26 protein-coding genes and 1 pseudogene are annotated in these 21,267 nt (G+C 33.6%); 22 read left to right on the top strand and 5 right to left on the bottom strand.

Going from position 1 to position 21,267, the window contains the following annotated elements:
- Window positions 1–64 precede the first annotated feature (64 nt).
- From CDZ89_RS14275 to CDZ89_RS14265, 5 genes are all read left to right on the top strand, one after another.
- A complete protein-coding gene (locus tag CDZ89_RS14275) occupies window positions 65–2,128 on the top strand; it encodes a cation:proton antiporter domain-containing protein (RefSeq protein WP_176483749.1) in 2,064 nt (687 codons plus the stop codon).
- Between the two features lie 107 nt (window positions 2,129–2,235).
- Window positions 2,236–2,448: a hypothetical protein gene (locus CDZ89_RS19740; RefSeq protein WP_198508244.1), complete on the top strand. Its 213-nt coding sequence runs from the start codon at window positions 2,236–2,238 to the stop codon at window positions 2,446–2,448.
- Between the two features lie 73 nt (window positions 2,449–2,521).
- Window positions 2,522–2,677 (top strand): hypothetical protein, encoded by a 156-nt coding sequence (locus tag CDZ89_RS19995; protein WP_198508243.1) that lies wholly within the window; start codon window positions 2,522–2,524, stop codon window positions 2,675–2,677.
- Between the two features lie 194 nt (window positions 2,678–2,871).
- Window positions 2,872–3,222, top strand: coding sequence for a nuclease-related domain-containing protein (locus tag CDZ89_RS14270; protein WP_100333872.1), 351 nt, complete (start codon window positions 2,872–2,874; stop codon window positions 3,220–3,222).
- 44 nt (window positions 3,223–3,266) lie between these two features.
- Window positions 3,267–3,887 (top strand): hypothetical protein, encoded by a 621-nt coding sequence (locus CDZ89_RS14265; protein WP_100333871.1) that lies wholly within the window; start codon window positions 3,267–3,269, stop codon window positions 3,885–3,887.
- Here the strand turns inward: CDZ89_RS14265 and CDZ89_RS14260 are convergent.
- Window positions 3,849–4,109, bottom strand: a complete 261-nt coding sequence (locus tag CDZ89_RS14260; protein WP_100333870.1) for a deaminase — start codon at window positions 4,107–4,109, stop codon at window positions 3,849–3,851. The two genes, CDZ89_RS14265 and CDZ89_RS14260, sit on opposite strands and share 39 nt — an antisense overlap.
- A gap of 60 nt (window positions 4,110–4,169) precedes the next feature.
- Between CDZ89_RS14260 and fabI the strand changes: the two genes are divergently transcribed.
- The 3 genes from fabI to CDZ89_RS14245 all read left to right on the top strand — a co-directional run bounded on the left by fabI (window position 4,170) and on the right by CDZ89_RS14245 (window position 6,880).
- Window positions 4,170–4,940: an enoyl-ACP reductase FabI gene (gene fabI, locus CDZ89_RS14255; RefSeq protein ID WP_096155110.1), complete on the top strand. Its 771-nt coding sequence runs from the start codon at window positions 4,170–4,172 to the stop codon at window positions 4,938–4,940.
- A 131-nt stretch (window positions 4,941–5,071) separates the two neighbouring features.
- A complete protein-coding gene (locus CDZ89_RS14250; RefSeq protein WP_096155109.1) occupies window positions 5,072–5,557 on the top strand; it encodes a CotO family spore coat protein in 486 nt (161 codons plus the stop codon).
- 837 nt (window positions 5,558–6,394) lie between these two features.
- The gene (locus tag CDZ89_RS14245) at window positions 6,395–6,880 is read left to right on the top strand and encodes a hypothetical protein (protein WP_096155108.1); all 486 of its coding nucleotides are present in this window, start codon (window positions 6,395–6,397) and stop codon (window positions 6,878–6,880) included.
- Window positions 6,881–6,882: 2 nt separating this feature from the next.
- On the opposite strand, the gene CDZ89_RS14240 is transcribed toward CDZ89_RS14245, so the two are convergent.
- Entirely contained in the window at window positions 6,883–7,284 is a 402-nt protein-coding gene (locus CDZ89_RS14240) for a CotY/CotZ family spore coat protein (RefSeq protein ID WP_096155107.1), read from the bottom strand.
- Window positions 7,285–7,422: 138 nt separating this feature from the next.
- Window positions 7,423–7,932, bottom strand: a complete 510-nt coding sequence (locus CDZ89_RS14235; protein WP_096155106.1) for a CotY/CotZ family spore coat protein — start codon at window positions 7,930–7,932, stop codon at window positions 7,423–7,425.
- Window positions 7,933–8,230: 298 nt separating this feature from the next.
- Here CDZ89_RS14235 and CDZ89_RS14230 point away from each other — a divergent pair, with 298 nt between their 5' ends.
- From CDZ89_RS14230 to CDZ89_RS14180, 11 genes and pseudogenes are all read left to right on the top strand, one after another.
- Window positions 8,231–8,605 carry an SET domain-containing protein gene (locus CDZ89_RS14230; RefSeq protein ID WP_096155105.1) on the top strand — a complete coding sequence of 125 codons (375 nt, stop codon included), beginning with the start codon at window positions 8,231–8,233 and terminating at the stop codon, window positions 8,603–8,605.
- 485 nt (window positions 8,606–9,090) lie between these two features.
- A complete protein-coding gene (locus CDZ89_RS14225; RefSeq protein WP_096155104.1) occupies window positions 9,091–9,444 on the top strand; it encodes a DUF1360 domain-containing protein in 354 nt (117 codons plus the stop codon).
- 117 nt (window positions 9,445–9,561) lie between these two features.
- On the top strand, window positions 9,562–10,017 hold the full coding sequence (locus tag CDZ89_RS14220; protein WP_096155103.1) for a YhcN/YlaJ family sporulation lipoprotein: 456 nt from the start codon (window positions 9,562–9,564) through the stop codon (window positions 10,015–10,017).
- 16 nt (window positions 10,018–10,033) lie between these two features.
- Window positions 10,034–10,510, top strand: a complete 477-nt coding sequence (spoVAC, locus tag CDZ89_RS14215; protein ID WP_096155102.1) for a stage V sporulation protein AC — start codon at window positions 10,034–10,036, stop codon at window positions 10,508–10,510.
- The gene (spoVAD, locus tag CDZ89_RS14210) at window positions 10,510–11,517 is read left to right on the top strand and encodes a stage V sporulation protein AD (RefSeq protein WP_100333869.1); all 1,008 of its coding nucleotides are present in this window, start codon (window positions 10,510–10,512) and stop codon (window positions 11,515–11,517) included. Before spoVAC ends, spoVAD begins: the two co-directional genes overlap by 1 nt.
- 3 nt (window positions 11,518–11,520) lie before the next feature.
- Window positions 11,521–11,877 carry a stage V sporulation protein AE gene (spoVAE, locus tag CDZ89_RS14205; RefSeq protein WP_100333868.1) on the top strand — a complete coding sequence of 119 codons (357 nt, stop codon included), beginning with the start codon at window positions 11,521–11,523 and terminating at the stop codon, window positions 11,875–11,877.
- Between the two features lie 3 nt (window positions 11,878–11,880).
- Window positions 11,881–12,057: a DUF1657 domain-containing protein gene (locus CDZ89_RS14200; protein WP_100333867.1), complete on the top strand. Its 177-nt coding sequence runs from the start codon at window positions 11,881–11,883 to the stop codon at window positions 12,055–12,057.
- A 40-nt stretch (window positions 12,058–12,097) separates the two neighbouring features.
- On the top strand, window positions 12,098–12,955 hold the full coding sequence (locus CDZ89_RS14195; protein WP_096155098.1) for a DUF421 domain-containing protein: 858 nt from the start codon (window positions 12,098–12,100) through the stop codon (window positions 12,953–12,955).
- A 77-nt stretch (window positions 12,956–13,032) separates the two neighbouring features.
- A complete protein-coding gene (locus tag CDZ89_RS14190) occupies window positions 13,033–13,233 on the top strand; it encodes a hypothetical protein (protein WP_100333866.1) in 201 nt (66 codons plus the stop codon).
- A gap of 193 nt (window positions 13,234–13,426) precedes the next feature.
- Window positions 13,427–13,534 (top strand): annotated as a pseudogene (locus CDZ89_RS14185) (YjcZ family sporulation protein); the annotation flags it as partial.
- A 330-nt stretch (window positions 13,535–13,864) separates the two neighbouring features.
- A complete protein-coding gene (locus CDZ89_RS14180) occupies window positions 13,865–14,125 on the top strand; it encodes a sporulation-specific transcription regulator SpoVIF (protein WP_096155095.1) in 261 nt (86 codons plus the stop codon).
- A 62-nt stretch (window positions 14,126–14,187) separates the two neighbouring features.
- Here CDZ89_RS14180 and sda read toward each other — a convergent pair whose 3' ends face one another.
- Window positions 14,188–14,385, bottom strand: coding sequence for a sporulation histidine kinase inhibitor Sda (gene sda, locus CDZ89_RS14175; protein WP_096155094.1), 198 nt, complete (start codon window positions 14,383–14,385; stop codon window positions 14,188–14,190).
- 336 nt (window positions 14,386–14,721) lie between these two features.
- On the opposite strand from sda, the gene CDZ89_RS14170 reads away from it, so the two are divergent.
- A complete protein-coding gene (locus tag CDZ89_RS14170) occupies window positions 14,722–16,293 on the top strand; it encodes an ATP-binding protein (protein ID WP_176483748.1) in 1,572 nt (523 codons plus the stop codon).
- Between the two features lie 242 nt (window positions 16,294–16,535).
- Entirely contained in the window at window positions 16,536–17,279 is a 744-nt protein-coding gene (locus CDZ89_RS14165) for a LytR/AlgR family response regulator transcription factor (protein ID WP_096155092.1), read from the top strand.
- 15 nt (window positions 17,280–17,294) lie between these two features.
- Here CDZ89_RS14165 and CDZ89_RS14160 read toward each other — a convergent pair whose 3' ends face one another.
- Window positions 17,295–17,471 (bottom strand): aspartyl-phosphate phosphatase Spo0E family protein, encoded by a 177-nt coding sequence (locus tag CDZ89_RS14160; RefSeq protein WP_227521511.1) that lies wholly within the window; start codon window positions 17,469–17,471, stop codon window positions 17,295–17,297.
- Window positions 17,472–17,714: 243 nt separating this feature from the next.
- On the opposite strand from CDZ89_RS14160, the gene CDZ89_RS14155 reads away from it, so the two are divergent.
- Complete coding sequence (locus CDZ89_RS14155) at window positions 17,715–21,143, top strand: ATP-binding protein (RefSeq protein ID WP_100333865.1); 3,429 nt, start codon at window positions 17,715–17,717, stop codon at window positions 21,141–21,143.
- Window positions 21,144–21,267 lie beyond the last annotated feature (124 nt).

The raw sequence follows: 21,267 nt of genomic DNA, 5'->3' as shown, positions 1-21,267 counted from the left end.
TTAACATACTAATTGTTTATACATAAAAGAATGTCTATTAGTAGAATAGATAGGAGGATTTTACTTGTTTGACTTACCAATCAAAGAACCTGTTCTAATCTTTGGTATCGCTATGATTATCTTTTTTATCTTTCCCTATTTGATGAAATTATTACGAATACCGGGTTTAATTGGGCCCATCCTAGCTGGAGTAATAATCGGGCCAAATGGCCTTGGAATTTTAGAAAGAACACAAACGATAGAATTATTAGGAACAGTAGGTTTATTATTTATTATTTTCATTGCTGGACTTGAAATGGATTTAGATGGATTTAAGAAATATCGGAGCAGAAGTATTGTGTACGGTTTTCTTTCTTTCTTTATTCCACTTGCTCTAGGAACAATAGTTACTTTGTTGTTAGGCTATAGTCTAGCCGCAGCTATATTAATAGGATCCATTTTAGGCTCCCATACTCTACTAGGCTATCCAATCGCAAGCCGACTTGGTATTGGCAAAAATAAAGCTGTTACAACTGCTGTCGGTGGAAGTATTTTAACAGACACTTTTGCCTTGTTGGTTCTAGCTGTAATAACTGGTGCAGCGGCAGGTCAGCTTGACATGTACTTTGGGGTTAAATTGACGATTTCACTCATTGTATTTGTAGCAATTATCTTTATTGGCACACCTTTTGTCTCGAGATGGTTTTTCCGAAATGTCACGACAGAAGGGCCGGTCGAATTCACGTTTGTTATGGTAATGTTATTTTTGGCTGGGTCACTTGCTCTTCTGGCAGGTCTTCAACCAATCATCGGAGCATTCTTAGTCGGCTTAGCACTAAATCGCTTTATTTTCGACCAAGGTGCTTTAATGAACAGAATTAGATTTACTGGAAATGCTCTATTCATTCCATTCTTTTTATTAAGTGTTGGAATGTTAATGGACCTAAGGGTGTTGTTTGGGAACCCAAAAGCTTGGATTTTAACGGGCTTAATTGTTGTAAGTATATTAACAGGTAAGTATGTAGCTTCCTTCATTACTTCCAAGTTATATAATTACACACCAACGGAAAGAATTGTTGTGTTCGGATTAACGACACCGCAAGCTGCCGCTACATTAGCGGCAACATTAGTAGGATTCAATGTTGGTTTACTGGACCAAGCTACAGTTAATGGTGTAATTATTATGATTTTAATTACATGTATAGTTGGCCCTTATATTGTAGAAAAATTTGGACGAAAACTTGCGCTATTAGAAGCACAAGAGCCATTTAAAAAATCGGATGCACCAGAGAGAATTTTAATTCCCGTTGCAAATCCAAACACAATGAATTCATTATTAGATTTAGCTTTCTTAATCCGAAAATCAAAAACGCAGGAAAACCCACTCTATGCCTTAAGTGTAGTACAACGTGACATGTTTTCAGCTGAAGGTGATGTAGCGAAGGCTGAAAAAATGTTAGAAAATGCTGTTTCCTACTCAAGTGGTGCGGACGTTCCGATGAGGGTGACAACTCGTGTTGATCGAAATATTGCAATTGGAATAAACAGAGCAATAGCGGAAGAGCGAATCACGACGCTAGTAGCAGGTTGGAACGGGGAAAGAACAACTCCTCAAAAGATTTTTGGTGGAGTTATAGACCAAGTGTTAGATCAAACAACTATTTCTGTATTGATATCTAAACTAGGTCATCCATTAAATACGACGAAACGAGTTGTCCTTATATTACCGATGGGAATAGACCATAAAACAGGATATTGGGATGCACTTTCTACAGTGAAGAATATTGCTGCTACATTAGGAGCAACGATGCATTGCTACGTGATTAAAGATTTTCCTGATACATATAAAGCACACATGAAGGAAGTAAAGCCTAATCCGCCAACTGTTGTAGAGTGGGTAGAAGGCTGGACAGCTTTATATGAAACGAAGTTAGATACATTTATGTCAGATGATTTAGTAGTGGTGTTAAGTGCGAGGAAAGGTACTGTAGCATGGCACCCTCAGCTAGAACGAGTACCAAATAAATTAGCAAAAATTAATCCAGAAAGCTTTATTATCCTTTATCCTGCAGAAGGTAAAGAAGACTTAAGAGGTACTCGCGGCACAGAGGTACCGAAAGAAGTAATGTTGTCGAAGGATTACGATTAATGAAATATTTTGACCCACGTTCGTTACTTTGAACGTGGGCTTCTTATATATTTGATTAAAATTAAGGCAATATAGTAATAGTAAAAGTGACCGAAGCGAGGTGTGAAGTGACCGAAGTGAGGTGCAAAGTGACCAAAGTAAGGTGCAAAGTGACCGAAGCGAGGTGCAAAGTGACCGAAGTGAGGTGCAAAGTGACCGAAGTGAGGATTGAAGTGACCGAAGTGAGGTACAAAGTGACCAAAGCAAGGTGCAAAGTGACCGAAGCGAGGTGCAAAGTGACCGAAGTAAAGTGCGAATTGACCGAAGCGAGTGCAAAGTGACCGAAGTGAGGTGCGATGTGACCGAAGCGAGGCTCGAATTGACCGAAGCGAGGTGCAAAGTGACCGAAGCAAGGTGCAAAGTGACCGAAGTAAAGTGCGAATGGACCGAAGCGAGTGCAAAGTGACCGAAGTGAGGTGCGATGTGACCGAAGCGAGGCTCGAATTGACCGAAGCGAGGTGCAAAGTGACCGAAGCAAGGTGCAAAGTGACCGAAGTAAGTACAAAGTGACCGAAGAAAGTGCGAAGTGACCGAAGTGAGGCTCGAAATGACCGAAGCAAGTTACAAAATGACCCAAAAGTAAGAATAAAAAAACTCAAAATATATATCTTACAACAAATTAAATCTAGTACTTTTTAATAGAAAAATACAGAAAGAAAATATATAATATAATTGTAAAAACCAATTGGAAAAGGAGGTTGCCTATGATCTTAAAAGACGCAACAGTTACAACTTATCATGAGAGACTAATTGTTGGTGATAGGAGAATTTCTGACAAATGCAAGGCTAAATCGCAATTAACATCTGAGCTTGGTAAGAAAAATGCAGGCTTAAAAGGGGAGAAATCCCTAAATTACTATCTATCATTTCTTCCAAAAAACGAACATATAGTACTTCATAATTTAAGACTTCAAAACGAATCAGGATACTTCTACCAAATAGATGCTTTAGTTTTTTTAAAAAGCTACTTCATAATGGTTGATGCCAAACATCATACAGGGAAAATAATCTACGATGCAAATTTTAAGCAGCTTTTTCAAGAAAAAATAGTTTAAGTGAAGTAATTAATGAACCTCTCCAACAAATAGACCGGCAATTAATGCAGTTAAAAATATTTTTAAACAAACAAATAAAAAATTCGCCTAAGATTTACCCATTTGTTGTATTTACCAATCCCTCTGTACAACTCGCAATGACTCCAGAACAAGCTACTAAACCTTCAAATCTTATCAGACTAGAAAGTTTACCATCTACATTAAAAAAACTAGAAATGCAATCTCAAAAAGAATTATTTACGATTAATGAATTAAAGCAATTAGCGAAAACATTAATTAAAAAAGACACTCCTTACGATGCTGATATTATTACTAAATTTAATATAACAAGACATGATATTTTAACAGGTGTACATTGCCCGGAATGTATGAGTTTAAAAATGAAAAGAGTTGTTTTTAAGGCTGTTTGGATATGTCCTTTTTGTCAACACCCTAGTAAAAACGCACACATGCAATCTTTAAGAGACTACTCCCTTTTATTTGGTTCAAAAATCACTAATAAAGAAGCTAGATGGTTCTTAGAGGTTCAATCAGATACAGTAGTCAAAAAGATTTTAAAATCAGTTTGTAAAGAAAAAACAGGGAAAGGCAGTGCAACAGTTTATTACTTAGAGTTCAACAAAATTTCAAATGCTAAGAACGACAAAGAAGTCTTTAAAAATTAATATAATCAAAATCATACGTGATTGCACAATAGCCCTTGCGAATATTGGACAAGACTCTAATGTTACGTATAAAGTAGTATCCTCTTGTCGCCTGGAACCAATATCTTCACAAGCTTCCTCTATTGCCAAATCTTCAGCATGCGTTATAGAACGTTGGCTAGTTTCCCTTCTATTAAATCCGGTGTCGAAAGTATTACTAAAAAAATGATTTTTAATCTTCATTCTCTTATGCTATAATTAGCACTAGGTACTAATAACTTATATAAATAGGAGGATATAAAAGTGAATTTATCCTTAGATGGTAAAACATACGTAGTAATGGGTGTAGCAAACAAAAGAAGTATTGCTTGGGGAATTGCACGTTCTTTGCATGATGCAGGGGCACGTTTAGTTTTCACATATGCTGGCGAGCGTTTAGAAAAAAATGTACGTGAGCTTGCTGAATCATTAGATCGTAACGATTCTATCGTACTACCTTGTGATGTTACAAATGACGAAGAGGTACACACATGCTTCCAACAAATTAAAGAGCAAGTGGGTTCTATCCATGGTATCGCTCACTGTATCGCTTTTGCTAATAAAGAAGAGCTTCAAGGCGATTACATGAACACAACTCGCGAAGGATTCCTTTTAGCGCACAACATTAGTTCTTACTCGTTAACAGCTGTTGCTAAAGAAGCAAAAGATTTAATGACAGAAGGCGGAAGTATTGTAACGCTTACTTACCTTGGTGGAGAAAAAGTGGTGCCAAACTATAACGTAATGGGTGTGGCAAAAGCAAGCCTTGATGCGAGCGTAAAATATTTAGCAAACGACCTTGGAAAGCATGGAATTCGAGTTAACTCCATTTCAGCTGGACCAATCCGTACACTTTCTGCAAAAGGTGTTAGTGATTTTAACTCGATTCTTAAAGAAATCGAAGAAAACGCACCTCTTCGCCGTGTAACAACACAAGAGGAAGTTGGAGATACAGCGTTATTCTTAATGAGCAATCTATCACGTGGTATTACAGGGGAAAACATCCACGTTGATTCTGGATATCATATTTTATAAAAAAATGAAGGACTATATTTGTAGTCCTTTTTTTCATGAACAAAAACCACTATTTTTTGAAAAAATCCAACAATATAGGCACAAACCTAGTCACACTTTCATAAGATTGATTAGAGAAGGGAGATGGTATATTGAAAGAGAGTAAACATGTAACAACAAATCCTGTTATGTATATTGCTCAACCGAATTTAAATATTCCAAGCCCAAAAATGCAAAATAACTTTATTAGTGAAAAAATGAGTACAGATAAGCCAAAACCTGTATTAGTTGATGAAGATTTTGTAGAGTATAATCAAGAAAATGCTACGGATAAAGAGCAGGAAGAAGTGGTATTAGATAAAGGAAAACAGCTAATTGAAGGAAGTGAATCTAAAAAAAAAGTTGCTACAAAACCTTTAAAAGAAATGACAATTGATGAAAAAGTAATATACTTAACAAATTTGCCTAAATATATCACCCATATTCCTTGCTTAATTGTTGTAGAAAACGAAAACATAGTTGGGTATATAAAAGAAAGAGTGAACGACACTATACTTGTTGACTTATCAACGGATTTATCTCTTGCAGTTATTGATATTAAAGACATTAAAGAAATTCACCTATATGTAAGAAAATAAAGGAGAGTATACCTCCTTTATTTTCTTTTAACGAGATTAGTTGGAATTTGCTGCTGTCAAGCTAACAATTACACCTTTGAAGATTCATTTGCTTAGTAGCGGTTATAGTTTACATCACAGTATTTAGATTTAGCTTTCAATAATAAGACATGGTCCATGTTAGAAAGGGAGCTTATTCATTCTAACACCAAGGATAAGTATCTAGTAACAACAGATGCTCTTGAAACGCCTCATGTTGACATCATCAGAGATAATTGTGTCACTGTAACTAAAGAAAAGGAACAACAGTAATACCATTCCTTCCTAAAGAAGGCGAGCAAAGTCTTATCGTACAAATAAGAGTAAATAAAATATGTCTAGCTACATCTTTCAAAGATAACTAGCTAGTACATACTAGCATTTCATTTGCAATGTTAATTAGTAGCTAAACGAAATACTCTGTTGGACTATTACAATGTTTCCTATTAAAGTTTATTGTTAAACGACCTGTGCTAAAACCTGATAATTATTTCTAATTCTAATTCTTCTCCTTTTAAGAGTTTCATAAAGTGATTTGTTTATATTCTTTATAACTTGTTCAAAACTAGTTTTATTATGATTGTTTGCTAGATTAAAAAATTCTAACTAAAGAGTTTAGGGGTTCAAGTACCTCTAAAATCATTATTTAATGGTACATTCCGATTGTGTGGAATGTGTCTTTTTTTTATCTATAAATTAATACAGTAAAGGCCATTGAATGTGTGATAACGACTATGGGAAACAGAAGTGAATGGAAAAGTAGGTACCAAAGAGTAAGTCGTGCATAAATATAATGTAGTAATCATAGGAGGGATCTCTTTGATAAAAAAACAACAACAGATTAATCATGCACCATTAATGTACATTGTAAGTCAACCAATAGAAGTCACTTCAAGGAAAATGCAGGAGGAATACCGTTTCAAAGTAAAAGGGAAAAAGAAAGGAGAAGCGGGAACTTCGGAAGAGTCGAACATGCAAAATAGAGAAGCACATATCGTAAAGGCGGAAGGGGATATATCGATAGAAGAGACAACATACAAACCTTACAGAATCTACAAAAAAGAAATGACTTCTCAGGAATTTTATGATTATTCTATTGAAGAAAGGATAGAATATTTGTCATCCCTACCGCCTTATTTAAAACATATTGTACTGGAGTTTAAAATAAACAAACGTATCGTTATCGGCAAAATATATACCTATCAAAGGGAAGAAAAAACTTTAATGATTTTAAATACGAATAATTTAAATCTACTGCCAATTAAGATCGAGGATATTCAGTACTTGAAAATAATTAGTTTATAATTCTATTCCACTAAATCTGGGTTTAGTGTTTGTATTCCTCCCAGTATAGTAATGTCAACATCAATAAATTGGTTAGTTTTGCGCAGACTAGCAACTTCACAGATTTCTTTCGAACTATATGATTCTGAATATTCTGGCTTTAGGAGCTTGAGAACAACATAATCATTTTGTATATGGTCAACACGAAAAAAGGATGTAGTAAAAAATTCTTCGTTCCCTTTTGAGATATTTCCAAATACTGTAAAAGGTTGGCCGGTTTTTAAATACAGTAGAAGAGGAATCGTATCTTTAACCGGTTTAACTAGAAATAGCTTACTAAACCAAGCAGGTTCTTGTATATTTTTCTGTATAAAGAGAATCTGTTGAAGTTTAGATGTAAAATAACTTTCCTTGCCATGTTTCATGGTTCTCACCTCGTTTAAGAGAGTAATAACGTATTATATGTAAAAAAAACTAACTTATGAACAAAAAACCAGGCGCAGCAGATACTGTACCTGGTTTTTTGCTCATATCATTTTTTGGGAAATGTCCACATTGTTTTATTATGCTCTTGGTATGTTTACTGCTGGTAAGCAAACGATACCGCAGAAGCAAGTGCAGTCGATAGTGATGCAAATTCCTGTTCTTTCGAAGTCTTCTATATCGATCGTGTCTGATGAAGGGCAACCTTTTCCTTTTCCTTTAGGATTTTCTACGCCGCATAGTAATTCTAAGACAGCACAGCCGTTGTTATCAACAGATTTAACTCTGAAGAAAGTAGAAGTAGCAGATTCTAGTAGGGTTGCACTTCTGCGTCTATAACCTGTTGCCTGGAATACAGTTCCACATGTATCTTGGGCAGATGCACCTGGTCTTGTATTAGCAGTAGTACAGATTAACTGAACTGGAATTGTATTAAATCCATTTGTACGAGCCCCACCTACTAATTCTCTAAGAGATCTTTCACAGCTAGACTCACAACAATCACCTACATTATCGCTTTGTTCTGCTGCAATAGCTGCAAGAATATCACATACGCAACTGCCTGTGTTGAAATCCTTTCCACAACTCATTTATTTTTCCTCCTTATTAATGATCTTTGACCTTTCGTCTTTAACAGAATATGCATCGAAGAATGTTTAGTGAGGGTGTTCACCCATTATAGAAAAGAAAAAATAATTGTTTAAGATAGTAGTTTTAACAAATTGAAACTATAATTACCATTAAAAATCAGCATCGGAAGGCACCCATTTCAATACTTGACTCTAATGAGTCGGTAACATCATTTGCCGCCTGGAATATGATATTATATGCTGCGGAAAGTGGTTGTTTTAAGTTGTTTTCATTTGTTTAAAGTTAGGAGAGAATTGTATGCTCGAGGTAAAAAATAGTCCTGGAAAAGGAAGAGGCGTTTTTGCAACTTTACCGATTGAGGAAGGTGTATGTTTTGAAAGTTCACCAGTTTTAGAAATACCACAAGATCAAAAAAGACTAGTAAAAAAATCAGTAATAGCAGAATACTATTTCATTTGGGGTCCCAATGGCAAAGATAGGGCACTCGCTTTAGGGTTTGGTTCTCTATTTAACCATTCTTACCAGCCTAATGCATTTTTTGAATTAAATCATGAAAGCAACACGATTGACTTTTATGCATTACGACCAATTTCAATTGGAGAGGAAATTACTATAAATTATAATGGAGTACCGGATAGTACCGCTCCAGTATGGTTTACTATAGTAGATTAAAGAAAATCTAATTCTACTACTGCTTCCTATAACCAGTAATAAATGGATTAACCTCACAAATACAGTTTAGTAATCGTGATGGAGCCCTTTGCACAAATTATTATTCGCCATAAATAAATCAACTTACACTAAAGTATATAGCATGTATGATTACTTGGTGTATACAATACGTCCCTTTTCTTTAGAATAGGCGGTTGGAATAGGCAAAAATCTAAAACCTTTTTTATATTTAGAATATATTAAAATATCTTTATTTTAAAATATAGAGAGGGGGAAATGTCGATGTTTAAGCCCTTTAAGAAACATAAAATAAGAGGAGAGCAAATTCACCAAGAAGAATCGAAAGAAACCACACCACTACAAAGGAGAAAGCCTAAAGTGAGTGGGTGTGGTTGCGGTAAAAGAAAGAAACGTAATTATTGAAGGTAATATCAAGCGGTTTCGGCTGCTTTTCTTTTGTGTGAAAAATAACGGGAGAGTGGAAAATGGACTTTAATACATTTTGGTTTATATTACTGGTATTAGCGGTCTTTCGATTAACTCGTCTAATTGTTTACGATAAAATTAATAATTTCATCAGACGTCCTTTTCACGATGTGGTAGAAGAAGTAAATGAGGATGGGGAAGCAGAAGAATATATAGTGATCAAAGGTAAGGGAGTTCAATCTTTCATTGGAGAATTATTAAGTTGCCATTGGTGTGTAGGTGTATGGATTGCTATTCTGCTATTCATAGCTTTCACATACTTTCCTTTTATCGGAAAACCAATTCTTATAGTTTTCGGTGCGGCAGGTGTAGCTGGACTAATAGAAAGCCTTAATTTAAAACTGATGGATTAAAGGGGTAGATGTACTACTCCTTTTTTGTATTTTCCTAATGATTACGAAATTACGTACATAATTTCATACATCTGTTAAATATTAAAAGATAGAGAATGGTAAAGTGTGGTGTGAAAAATGAATAAGTTGTTTATTTCGGTTACTTGTTTGTGTACATTCCTTATAACCGGATGTGGATATAATCAGGCAGAAAGTGAACGAACGAATATGGAAGTTACAGCCACATCAAATACTTCCCAAACCCAACAGCAAAAAGAAGAAAAGGCAGAAAATATTGCTCTTCAATTTCCTGAAATGAAGCAAGCCAAAGCAATCTCCTCAAACGGGGAAATGATTGTAGCAATTCAAGTAAAACAAATGCAAAAATTTTTCACTGAATCTATAGAAAAAAAAGTTAAAGAGCAGTTGAAAAAAGAGTTTCCTGAAAAAGAGAAAATCTACGTTTCCCACGATTTGAAAATATGGTTTGAAGTACAAAAGTTAGACCGAGCTCGCCAAGAGAATAATCTTGATTCAAAAGAAATAGAAAAGAGATTTAAAAAGCTAAACAAATTGAGAAAAGAAAAAACATAAAGGAGTATTGTTTCTCATGGCTAGTAAACAAAGTAAAACAACACCAGAACAACAAGCATATCAACAATTTGAACAGCAGAGAGAAACAAAACGGCCAGTTTTACAAAACTGTATTCGAGCATTTTTGATTGGCGGGCTTTTTTGTATTGTAGGACAGGCTATTCAATTAAGTTACATATACTTTTTTGGCTTTACCGAACAAACAGCAGGAAATCCGACTGTTGCAACGATGATCTTCATCTCCATGTTGTTAACAGGTTTCGGAGTTTACGATCGCATTGCCCAAGTTGCTGGAGCAGGGAGTGCGGTACCAGTAACAGGTTTCGGAAATGCAGTTGTTTCTGCTTGTATCGAACATAAAACAGAAGGATTTGTATTAGGAGTTGGAGCTAATATGTTTAAATTAGCTGGCTCAGTAATTTTATTTGGTGTGTTTTCGGCATTTGTCGTTGGCTTGATTAAAACAATGCTTATTCAATGGGGCGGTTTGTAATGTTAAAAGGAAAACAATCATGGGAGTTTGCCAATAAGCCATATATCGTGTCTACGGGAACGGTAGGAGGACCATTTGAAGCAAATGGAAAGATTGCAGATGATTTCGATATTCTACATGAAGATTTATGGCTACAAGAAGATTCATACGAAAAAGCACATCGAAAACTTCTAGAAGAAGCAAGTGATCTTGCCATTAAAAAAGCCGGAATACAAAAGGGTAACGTACAATTCTTACTAGCTGGTGACCTCATTAATCAGATGACTCCTACCAACTTTGCTGCGGAAAAATTGTCCATTCCTTATTTAGGTTTATTTGGAGCCTGTTCAACTTCCATTGAAGGGTTAGCTTTAGCAAGTTTTTTAGTGAATTACGGTGGAGCAAACCATGTACTAACAGGTGCATCTAGTCATAATGCAGCAGTTGAAAAACAATTTAGATATCCAACGGAATATGGCGGACAAAAACCACCCACTGCCCAGTGGACAGTAACAGGTGCTGGCGTAGCTTTAATTAGTAATGATGGCGTTGGCCCTCAAGTAACTTCTGCCACAATAGGAAAAGTAATCAATATGGGCCTTTCCGACCCATTCAACATGGGTGGTGCTATGGCACCTGCAGCAGTAGATACAATCAAAATGCACTTCCGAGATTTAAACCGAGAGCCTTCTTACTACGACCTTATTGTAACAGGGGATTTGGGGGAGGTTGGTAGAATGGTTTGTATGGATATGTTAAAAGAACAAGGTTTCTCTGTAACTCCTTCACAGTATCAAGATTGTGGTCTACTTATTTATAAAGAAAATCAACCCGTACTATCAGGAGGAAGTGGAGCCGGTTGTTCAGCAACTGTGTTTTACGGTCATTTGCTCAATCGAATGAAAAAAGGAGAATTTAAAAGGATATTGGTCGTTGCTACAGGTGCTTTACTCTCTCCGCTTTCCTTTCAACAAAAAGAATCTATTCCGTGTATTGCACATGCTGTTTCTGTAGAATTTGGAGGTTGACATATGTTTGAATCTTTTTTTTGGGCGTTTATTATAGGTGGCACAATTTGTGTCATTGGCCAAATTATGTTTGATGTTTTTAAACTTACACCAGCTCATACGTTAAGTACGCTTGTAGTTGCTGGAGCTATTTTGGACGGATTTGGATTGTACGAACCACTCATTTCATTTGCTGGTGCAGGTGCTACCATTCCGATAACAAGCTTTGGAAATGCACTTGTGCACGGAGCATTAGAAGAAGGGCAAAAACATGGTGTAGTCGGAGTACTAACTGGAATGTTTGAAGTTACGAGCTCAGGTATTTCTGCTGCGATTGTGTTTGGATTTATTGGGGCTCTTCTTTTTAAACCAAAAGGTTAGCCTATGGAGGAAAAACAATTTCTAGTACAAAATTTAGCAACACTTAAGATGATTCATGCTAACCTAGAATCATTTATAATGGAGACTTCCAATGTAGATGCACAAAAAGAATACCATGAAGCCATAATGAGTTTAGATAATACCATTAAAAGTACGGAACAAGTTTTGAAAGAGATGTAATTTTTTCTGAATTTTTTGCCTCTTCAAGGAGCTGTTAATAATGCCACAATGGATAGAGATAGTAATAAGATCATTCTCCATTATTATCGGTCTATTTCTCATTACTAAATTGTTAGGCAAAAAACAGCTATCCAAACTCTCCTTCTTTGAATACATTGTTGGAATTACAATCGGTGATATTGCAGGTACGTTGTCAATGGACCCAGATTTACAAATAAAAAATGGGGTAACGAGTATATTAATTTGGTCGTTATTTCCGCTTGTTACGTCGAGAATTGCTTTAAAAAGTAAGATGTTTCGTAATTGGATCGAAGGCAATCCGACCGTATTTGTGCAAGATGGTAAAATATTAGAAGACAATTTGCGTAAAGAAAAATATACAACTGATGAATTACTAGAACAATTTCGCAAGAAGAATGTATTTCATGTGGAACATGTACAATATGCAACGTTAGAAAGTAATGGGGAATTAAATATATTGTTAAAAAAAGAGCATCAGCCCGTTACGTATTGTGACTTATTTTCTCACTCTCTACAGTATCGAGAACCTCAAACGGTCATAATGGATGGAAATATTCTAAATGACCCGTTAGCCAAGATAGGTTTAAGTAAAAGTTGGTTAAAAGCGGAATTAGAAAAAAAGAATGTATTGCCTAAAAACGTTTTTCTAGCCCAAGTAGACTCGCTTGGGAAATTGTGGATTGATCTTTATGATGATGAAATGAAAGATACAATAATGGATGAAAAACAATTGATTTTAGCTGCACTGAATAAAAGTAAAGCGAACTTTGACTATTTAACAGTTTTAACGAATAACGTTGAAAGAAAAAATACATATATACAAATCTCAAAAGAACTTCAATATCTACAAAAGAAACTGGAACCACTATTAAAGTGAAAATCTTTAAAAGTGGTTTTTTATGTGGCTGAATCAATCGTCCATTCATAGTGTAAATGAAGGTGGTGGTCATTTATATGAGTAAATTCGACATAGGAGAAGAGCATATACGTTATATTTTTGAAAAGTTTAAAATGAATCAACTAACTTCAAATGCAGAACAATCGGAAAAGACGGTATTTCAGCAGTCGGAAGAGGTAATGGAATCTGTGGAACATTTAGAAAAAAAGTTAAACAATTATATGAAGCGATTGGAAAAGTGGATGGGGGAAAATTAGAAATAGTGCGAGCGACTGCTAAAGTAAAAGGATAGTGCTAAGTATCTTTTGGCACTAACCTTTTTTTATGAAGAGCATATTTCCGCTTTTACCCAGGGCAAGTGCCTATACCTAACAGACATTCGTACATATAGTAATAGGGAATCTTAAATAGGAGGTGCTATATATGGGTTATTGTGGTGGAGGCTATCCTTATGGAGTGGCAGGTGCTGGTTATTCTGGTGGCTACGGTAATACATTCGTGTTAATCGTAGTATTGTTCATTCTTTTAATTATTGTTGGTTGTGCATGTAAATTTTAATTAAAAGAGATCTAACAGCGGCAAATACAGAAAAGTACGGGACTACACCGTACTTTTCTGCTTGAAGGTTGAAATGTATTGTAATGTTTTTTTACAAATCTAGCTGTTAATTGGAGCGCATGTCGAAGGTTCCTGCGGGAGAAGCCGGAAGTGGGAGACCCCAAAGGCGAAGCCGAGGCTCCCTCCCCGCCCGCGGAAAGAGGAGATATGCGCGAAAATTAACAGCGGTGTTTAACGAATCATATGATAAAAGGAGAATTTCACGCTGGAACCACTATGGGCGTTTACACATACAATACTATATATCTAATCTAAAAAGGAGGATGTTCGATGGAAAACCATTTCTTTAAGAACATTGAAAAAAAGACTGGTGTTAACATGAAAGATGTTTTTCAATTAGCTAACTCCATGCAAAATGCAAACTTTAAGGATGAAACAACAGTAAGAAATCTCGTCAAGCAAGTTTCTATGTTAGCTAACAAAAATGTACCGAAAGAATTAGAAGATAAAATAGTTAAAACGTTAGTGAGCGGAGACAAACCAGTGGATATGGGGACAATTTCAAAAATGATTAACGAAAAGAAGAAATAAACTCTATGCAATCCCCGTTTCTATCATTGAGAAACCGGGATTGTTTTATTGATACAAGCAAATTAATTTCGAGATGAACAGGTTTGATTTATATATTTTTCCCCATACAAATTTCGCTTTTTAATTTCATCTTCTAAAAGTTGAATAAATTCTTTATCTAGTTTTTTTTCCATAGCTTTATTATAAGAAGTGATCAATGAATTGTTGGATAAACTTTTTAACGAGGAATAATTGTTAATGTGTAAGATGTTTCGCATCATGCCATCTCCCCCCCCTTTTTCTTATAAAATTAGTATTCAATTCCCAATTTATATAAGATGCAAACCTTGAAAATGTGAAAATAATCCCGTTTTCCTATTTTACAAATTTTTCATCTTTATAAAAACTACGTAAATGTTATACAATTGAGTAAGTTTCATAATGTACAATTACTAAATGAAAAACGAACAGTAAACCTATTCTTTAAAATAATTAACGTTTAAAATCGAACGTTATTTAATTAGAATAAAGAGAACATTCGTTTTTCACTAAACGAACAGTAATTATGAAATTGATTTAATTAATAGAGATTAACTATAAAGATGGGGGAAACATCAGTGAATACTATAAATTCTTCAGAAGCTCTGTTACCTTCTATTATAGATGGTATCTCAGATGGTGTTATGGAATTAAACGGTGATGGGAAAATAACATATACTAATAATTCTTTAATAGATATGTTTGACCTAAATAATATAAATTGTAAAGATAAATATATAGAAGAAGTTTTGCCATATAGGGTTAGTACAGTTATTAGAGATAGAATAAAAGAAGAAAACATACAAAAAGATAAGTCGGAATTTGTAACAACTCTATCTTCTGATTCGTCTAATAAACTGCTTGAAATAACCATATATCCCTCTAATGATACTAGTACCTTTATACTTGTTAAAGAAAAGGATTCTACTAATCTTTTAAAGGAACATAAGAAATTACAACTATTAACGGATGTAGCCAACCATATGATCGAATATGATGATTCTGGAAAGGTTATAGATGTATTGTTTCACGAGCTATCAGAGCTATTGAATCTTGATATATGTATTAATTATCGGTTTTCTAGTAAAACGAATAAATTGAAGTTATCACACTACATTGGAATTTCGCAAGAAGAAGCGGAAGATCTGCAATCTTTAAACTTAGGTGAAGCAGTTTGTGGATATGTTGCTCAACAAAAGGAAAAACATGTTGCAGAAAATATCCAAAAATCAACAAATTCAAAAGTGTATTTACTACAAAGCTTAGGTATGAAAGCGTACGTATGTTGTCCGCTTATTGCATACGGCAAATTAATTGGTACGCTATCTTTTGGCTCAAAAGAAAGAGAAAACTTTACAGAAAAAGAAATTGAATTAATAAGTAAACTATGTGAACGAATTTCTTTAATATTAGATCGTTCCTATTTATTAAAAGACCTGAAAGATCAACAAGTTCAACTGGAAGAACTAAATAGAGTAAAAATAGAATTTTTGAATATGATTAGTCATGAATTACGTACCCCTTTGAATTCTATTTTAGGCTACGCTCAAATTTTAGAGGAACAATTACAGTCTGAAAAAGAAGAACCTTTAGAAAAAATACAAAAAATCACTGCTGCTGGTACTTACTTATTACAAATGATAAATGATATAATATGTACTGTGAAAAATGATTCGGTTAGAGGTTTAGTTACTCAAGAAGAATTTGTGAACTTACATGAACTAATGTCACAAATTATTACGTTGTTATCTCCACAAGCAGAAAGGAAAAGTATCTTATTTGTAAATTATATAAATGACGATATAAATGTCTTTGGATATGAATTAAAACTAAAACAAATATTTATTAATCTACTAACAAACGCTATAAAATTTTCTCCCAAACAATCTGTTATTGTCACAAAAAGTATTAACTTAGAAACAGAGGTAGTTATACAAATAATAGATAATGGAATAGGAATTAGCGATGAGGAGAAACCGAAAATATTTGAACCTTTTTATCGTGTCTATAACATAGAGAATAATATAGAAGGTTCAGGTTTAGGACTTACAATCGCTAAAACTCTTGTTGAAGAATTGGCTGGTTCTATCGAAGTGGAAAGTCAACTTGAAAAAGGAAGTACTTTTTCAGTGTCATTTCCAAAAATTTAAAGTAATTGAGTAAGTTTCATAAAGTGAATCAATTTCATAATTACTGTTCGTTTAGTGAAAAACGAATGTTCAGTTTGTTATAATTAAATACTGTTCAATAATAAACGTTAATTATATTAAAGAATAGGTTTAATATTCGTTTTCGTTTAGTAATTGTACATTATGAAACTAACTCAAATAAATTAACGTTGATATTCTATCAACCTTTATCTTATAGTAACAAACAAAGGGGTTATAAATATATGAGTTTAAAAGTGTTAATTGTGGAAGATAACACTGATGCAGTAGAAATATTACAATATTTTCTAGATCAAATTGAAGATGTTGAGCTTTTAGGTGTGTGTGAAAATGGAGAATCTTTAGTAAACGAAGTTATCGTTCAAAAACCAAATTTAATATTAGCTGATATTAATATGCCTATAAAGAATGGAATAGAAGCGATAAAAGAATGTTTGTCCATCTATCCAGATTTAAAATTTATTTTTATTACTGGTTATGATGAATATGCAATCGAGGCTTTCCAACTATCAGCGATAGATTATATTGTAAAGCCGTTACAAAAAGAACGATTAACGAAGGCAATAAATAAAGCTAAGACTTTGATTGCTTACGAACAAAATGATTTTTCAAAAGATGTTAAAGAAAGGAAAATCAATAATATATCCATCAAAGATCAAACATCTACTATATACATCCCGTTACAGGACATTTGTTTTATCGAGAAACTAGGGAAAAAATGTATCATATACACGAAAGATGAAGCATTCGAAACAACAGAAACGATCGGGAGTGTTATGGAAAGGTTAGATGATTCCTTTATTTTGGCACATCGTTCTTTTATTATAAATACAAATAAAGTCTCACAAATCGTACCTCAAGCGGAAACGTTTATCGCTTATTTTCATGACGTAAATAAACAGGCTAGCATTTCAAAATTAAAAATTAATGATGTGAAAGAAAGAATATCATTTGTTTTAAAAGAATAACTTAGTTGCTACAGTTTAAGGCTGTAGTTTTTTTATGGATAAATATTTTGTGTCTTTTAATAGATTTAAGAGATAATCTAAATGTTGGCTACATTTTACTGTTTTATCTGACGTGAAACCGTGAGTTTGAGCTAGCTTAACCATTTCTTTTCGATACTTTTCGATTTCATTCTCTAAGATAAATTGTCCCATTTTAACCCCTCCAACTATTTTTAACTTTATTTTACAGTATTTTTCTACAAAATATATGTAATTGTCGCAAAATGCCTTTTTTTATGTTTGAAATGCCATAAATGAAATCTAATATGTCGAAAGTCACAACTAATCAGGTAACAATTCCAGAATTTAGAGGTAAAAGTACGGAATACTACATTGCACCAGTACAAGAAGTAAGTTTAAATAGGTAGTAGAAAGTCATTATTAGGAGTGTAATAGATGTTCGTCATTTTTGATTATAACGTAAAACTCTTTATCTTATCCTTTGTCGTTTTGTTTCTAGCAAGTTTTGCATCTATAGATATATACACTAGATTTAAAAGAGGCCATAAAAATGTAATTTCATATATTTTTGCTTCCGGTGTAGTATTAGGTACAGGTATTTGGACGTTACATTTTCTTGGTATGCTTGCATATACTCATCATCGAATATTAACATTTGAAATTTTACCTACTTTATTATCTTTTACTATAGCAACAGTCGCTGCTTCGATCTTGTTTTTTGCCATTTCAAAAAATGATGGAATATTGAGGGTTAACTATATTACTACATTTGTTGTTGCAAGTGGTATTACTGGTCTTCATTATATTGGTATGGCTTCTATGTTAATAGAAAAAACAATAACATACGAGTTAGCTTTTATATTTTTAACTTTATTGATTTGTAATGTCGTTATCTATTCATTCGGTTACTTTTTTAAACGATTTGAAAGCAATCCTTTTCAATTAAAGCATAGGTTAATTTTGTCTGCCATATTCAGTTTGGGTATAGGTTTTATGCATTATATAGCCATGATCGGTACAAAAATGGACACATCTAACTTAACGAGTATGTTGATCATGGATACAAATAAAGGAATTCTTAGCAGAGATGAAATAGGATACATGATTGGGATTTCTACCATATTATTATTTACAATAGTAATTTTACTAGCACAAGAAGGTAGAGATCGTGCAGAAAAAATGCAAGAAAGTTTAGGAGTTCATTTTCAAGCGTTAATTGATAATAACCCATTTCCTATATTCCTATTAAATGAACATGCAAAAATAATAAAAGTAAATCCTAAAGCTGAAAGTAGTTTTAGATTTAACGATGAGGAATTGATAGATAGCTTGTTTCTTTCGTTGTTCTCAAAAGAAAATCAGCCTATCATAGAGGAGCACATACAAACTGGTCTACAAGGAAAGACAAGTGAAGTGCAAGTAAGTCTGTTAGATGGAAAACAGTCTACTTTGCATTACTCGTTAACGTTTGTACCTATCATACTTAGTAACAAATTCTCTGGTCTTTATGTTATAGCCTCGGACTTGACGGCCTTATCTATATCGACTCAAGAGAAAGAAAAAGCCCAGAAAGATCTTGTAGAGACAATAAAAAAACAACAAGGAATGACGGTTAAGTTTATAAAAAAGGAAGGTAAGTTCATCCATACAATGGCAGATGGAGAATTACTTTATAAAATGGGATTCACTTCAGAAATGGTCGTGAACTCATCGCTTAAAGAGGTAGTCCCAGAAGAAATATATACTATGAAGGAACAAGCATATGAAGAAGCATGGAATGGAAATGCTACAGGATACTATGGAGAAGTAAATGGGATACATTACACGGTACGTCTTAGCCCTATAATGGAGGATGGAAAAGTAGTAGAAGTGATCGGTTCCGGAGTAGAAATTACAGAAGCTGTTATGGCTAAGAAAAAGTTAGAGGAAGAAAGAAATTTATATAAAAACATCCTCCGTACAATGTCAGAAGCAATTATTATTTATGAAGAGGACGGAAATCAAGTAGATTTAAATGATAACGCGTACAAATTTGTCGGCTTAACGGATGAACAAATTAAGAATATTAAGGAATATGAAGGTCTATATTCTTTTATTAAGGAAGACGGAACGCTTTACGAACAACATGAATTTCCAATTACGCACACGTTTAAAACCGGTGATCCTACGTTTGATAATGTGATTGGTATAAAAAGAGATAAAAATATTACTTGGACTTCCGTGAATACTGTCTTACTAAATAATGAGAATGAACAAGAGAAAAAAAGAGTTTTAGTAACAGCTTCTAATATTACAACCCAGAAAAACCAAGAATTAAAACTAAAAGAGGCCTATAGTTTAAATAGAACAGTATTAAACAATTTACCAATTGGAATTATGATGGTAGATGATCAACGAGATATATTCTTCAGCAATAGTTATTTCTGTTCTATGTTTTCGTTGATTAATGAAACACCAACATCTCTTTTCGGCAAGAGTGCTATTCATTATCATCCAGTGTTGTTTAAAGAACAAGAAAAAGCGGAAGAAAGAATTAAAAATATTTTAAGAGATAAACAGATTATTGTGGAAGAGTTGGAAACAAAGGAAGGTTTAATGATTAAACGTACTTATATTCCTTTTTATATGGAAAATAATTTTAAAGGTCATCTTTGGATGTTTGAAGATATAACAGACCGTAAGAAAATGGAACAGAAAGCTTCCGAAGCAAAAGAAGAAGCAATAAAGGCAAGTATTGCTAAATCGGAATTTTTATCAAAGATGAGTCATGAACTAAGAACACCGTTAAATGGTGTGTTAGGGTTTTCGCAATTATTAGAATTAGACGATTCACTTACAATGCAACAAAAAGATTTTGTCCAGGAAATACTAAAAGGTGGAAGGCACTTGTTAAATCTAATTAATGAAGTGTTAGATTTATCCCGTATTGAATCTGGAAAGTTACAGTTTTCAGAAGAGCCGGTTGACATAGTATCTGTTACGAAAGATTGTATGAAAATGGTCGAACCGATTGCAGTTAAGAAAAACATCCACATGCAATATGTAATTCATACAAAAGAAACGAATGCTTTAAAAGTAATCGTATATACGGACCAATTAAGACTAAGACAAGTAATTTTAAACTTATTAGATAATGCAATAAAGTACAATAATGCTAATGGAAAAGTTCAAATTGTCATCTTGTTAGAGGAGAATCATGTTGAGTTTAAAGTGCTAGATAATGGTTATGGCATAAAAGAAGAAGAACAAGAGAAAATATTTGAACCGTTCTATAGAATAAAAGAATACAATGTAGAAGGTACTGGTATCGGTCTCTCATTAGTAAAACAATTAGTAACGATGATGAATGGAACTTATGGGGTAATAAGTAAGTATGGTCAAGGTAGTGAGTTTTACTTCACTATACCGTACGGACAAAATACTAGAAACTACTCTTCACCATTTGAAAAAATCAACATAAACTTATTAGATACAGAACAACAATATGAAGTACTATATATCGAAGATAATGAAGCAAACAAGCAATTAGTAGAACATATCTTCAGCAATTTAAATGGAATAAAATTAACAACTACTATGACTGGCAAAGACGGATTACATCTAGCGAATAAAAGTGTTTATGATTTAGTATTAGTGGATCTTAACTTACCAGACATATCAGGAATAGAAATTATCCAAGAATTAAAGAAAGAGGAAAGGTATATAAATGTGCCGTTAATTGTCGTTAGTGCAGATGCACTTACGGAACAGATGAACAGAGTTAAGGAACTTGGTGTAGAAGTTTACGTGACAAAGCCTATTAATATAGCGCACTTTACAAAAGTTATTTATACTAGTTTAAAAAATACAAAAACCACTCCTTAAAAAAAGAGAGTGGTTTTTTGTTCTTTTTAGTTCTAAAGTCACGAATTGATATACGATTTTGTAAAAAAAAGTTGCAAAAAGTAACGAATTATAATCGAAATGTCGAATTATCTAACTGATATGC

Origin of the sequence: Bacillus alkalisoli, assembly GCF_002797415.1 — a bacterium.
Classification (GTDB): Bacteria; Bacillota; Bacilli; order Bacillales; family Bacillaceae_I; genus Bacillus_CD; species Bacillus_CD alkalisoli.
The sequence above is the reverse complement of the archived record's forward strand: the minus strand, read 5'-3'. Positions and strand labels throughout refer to the sequence as shown.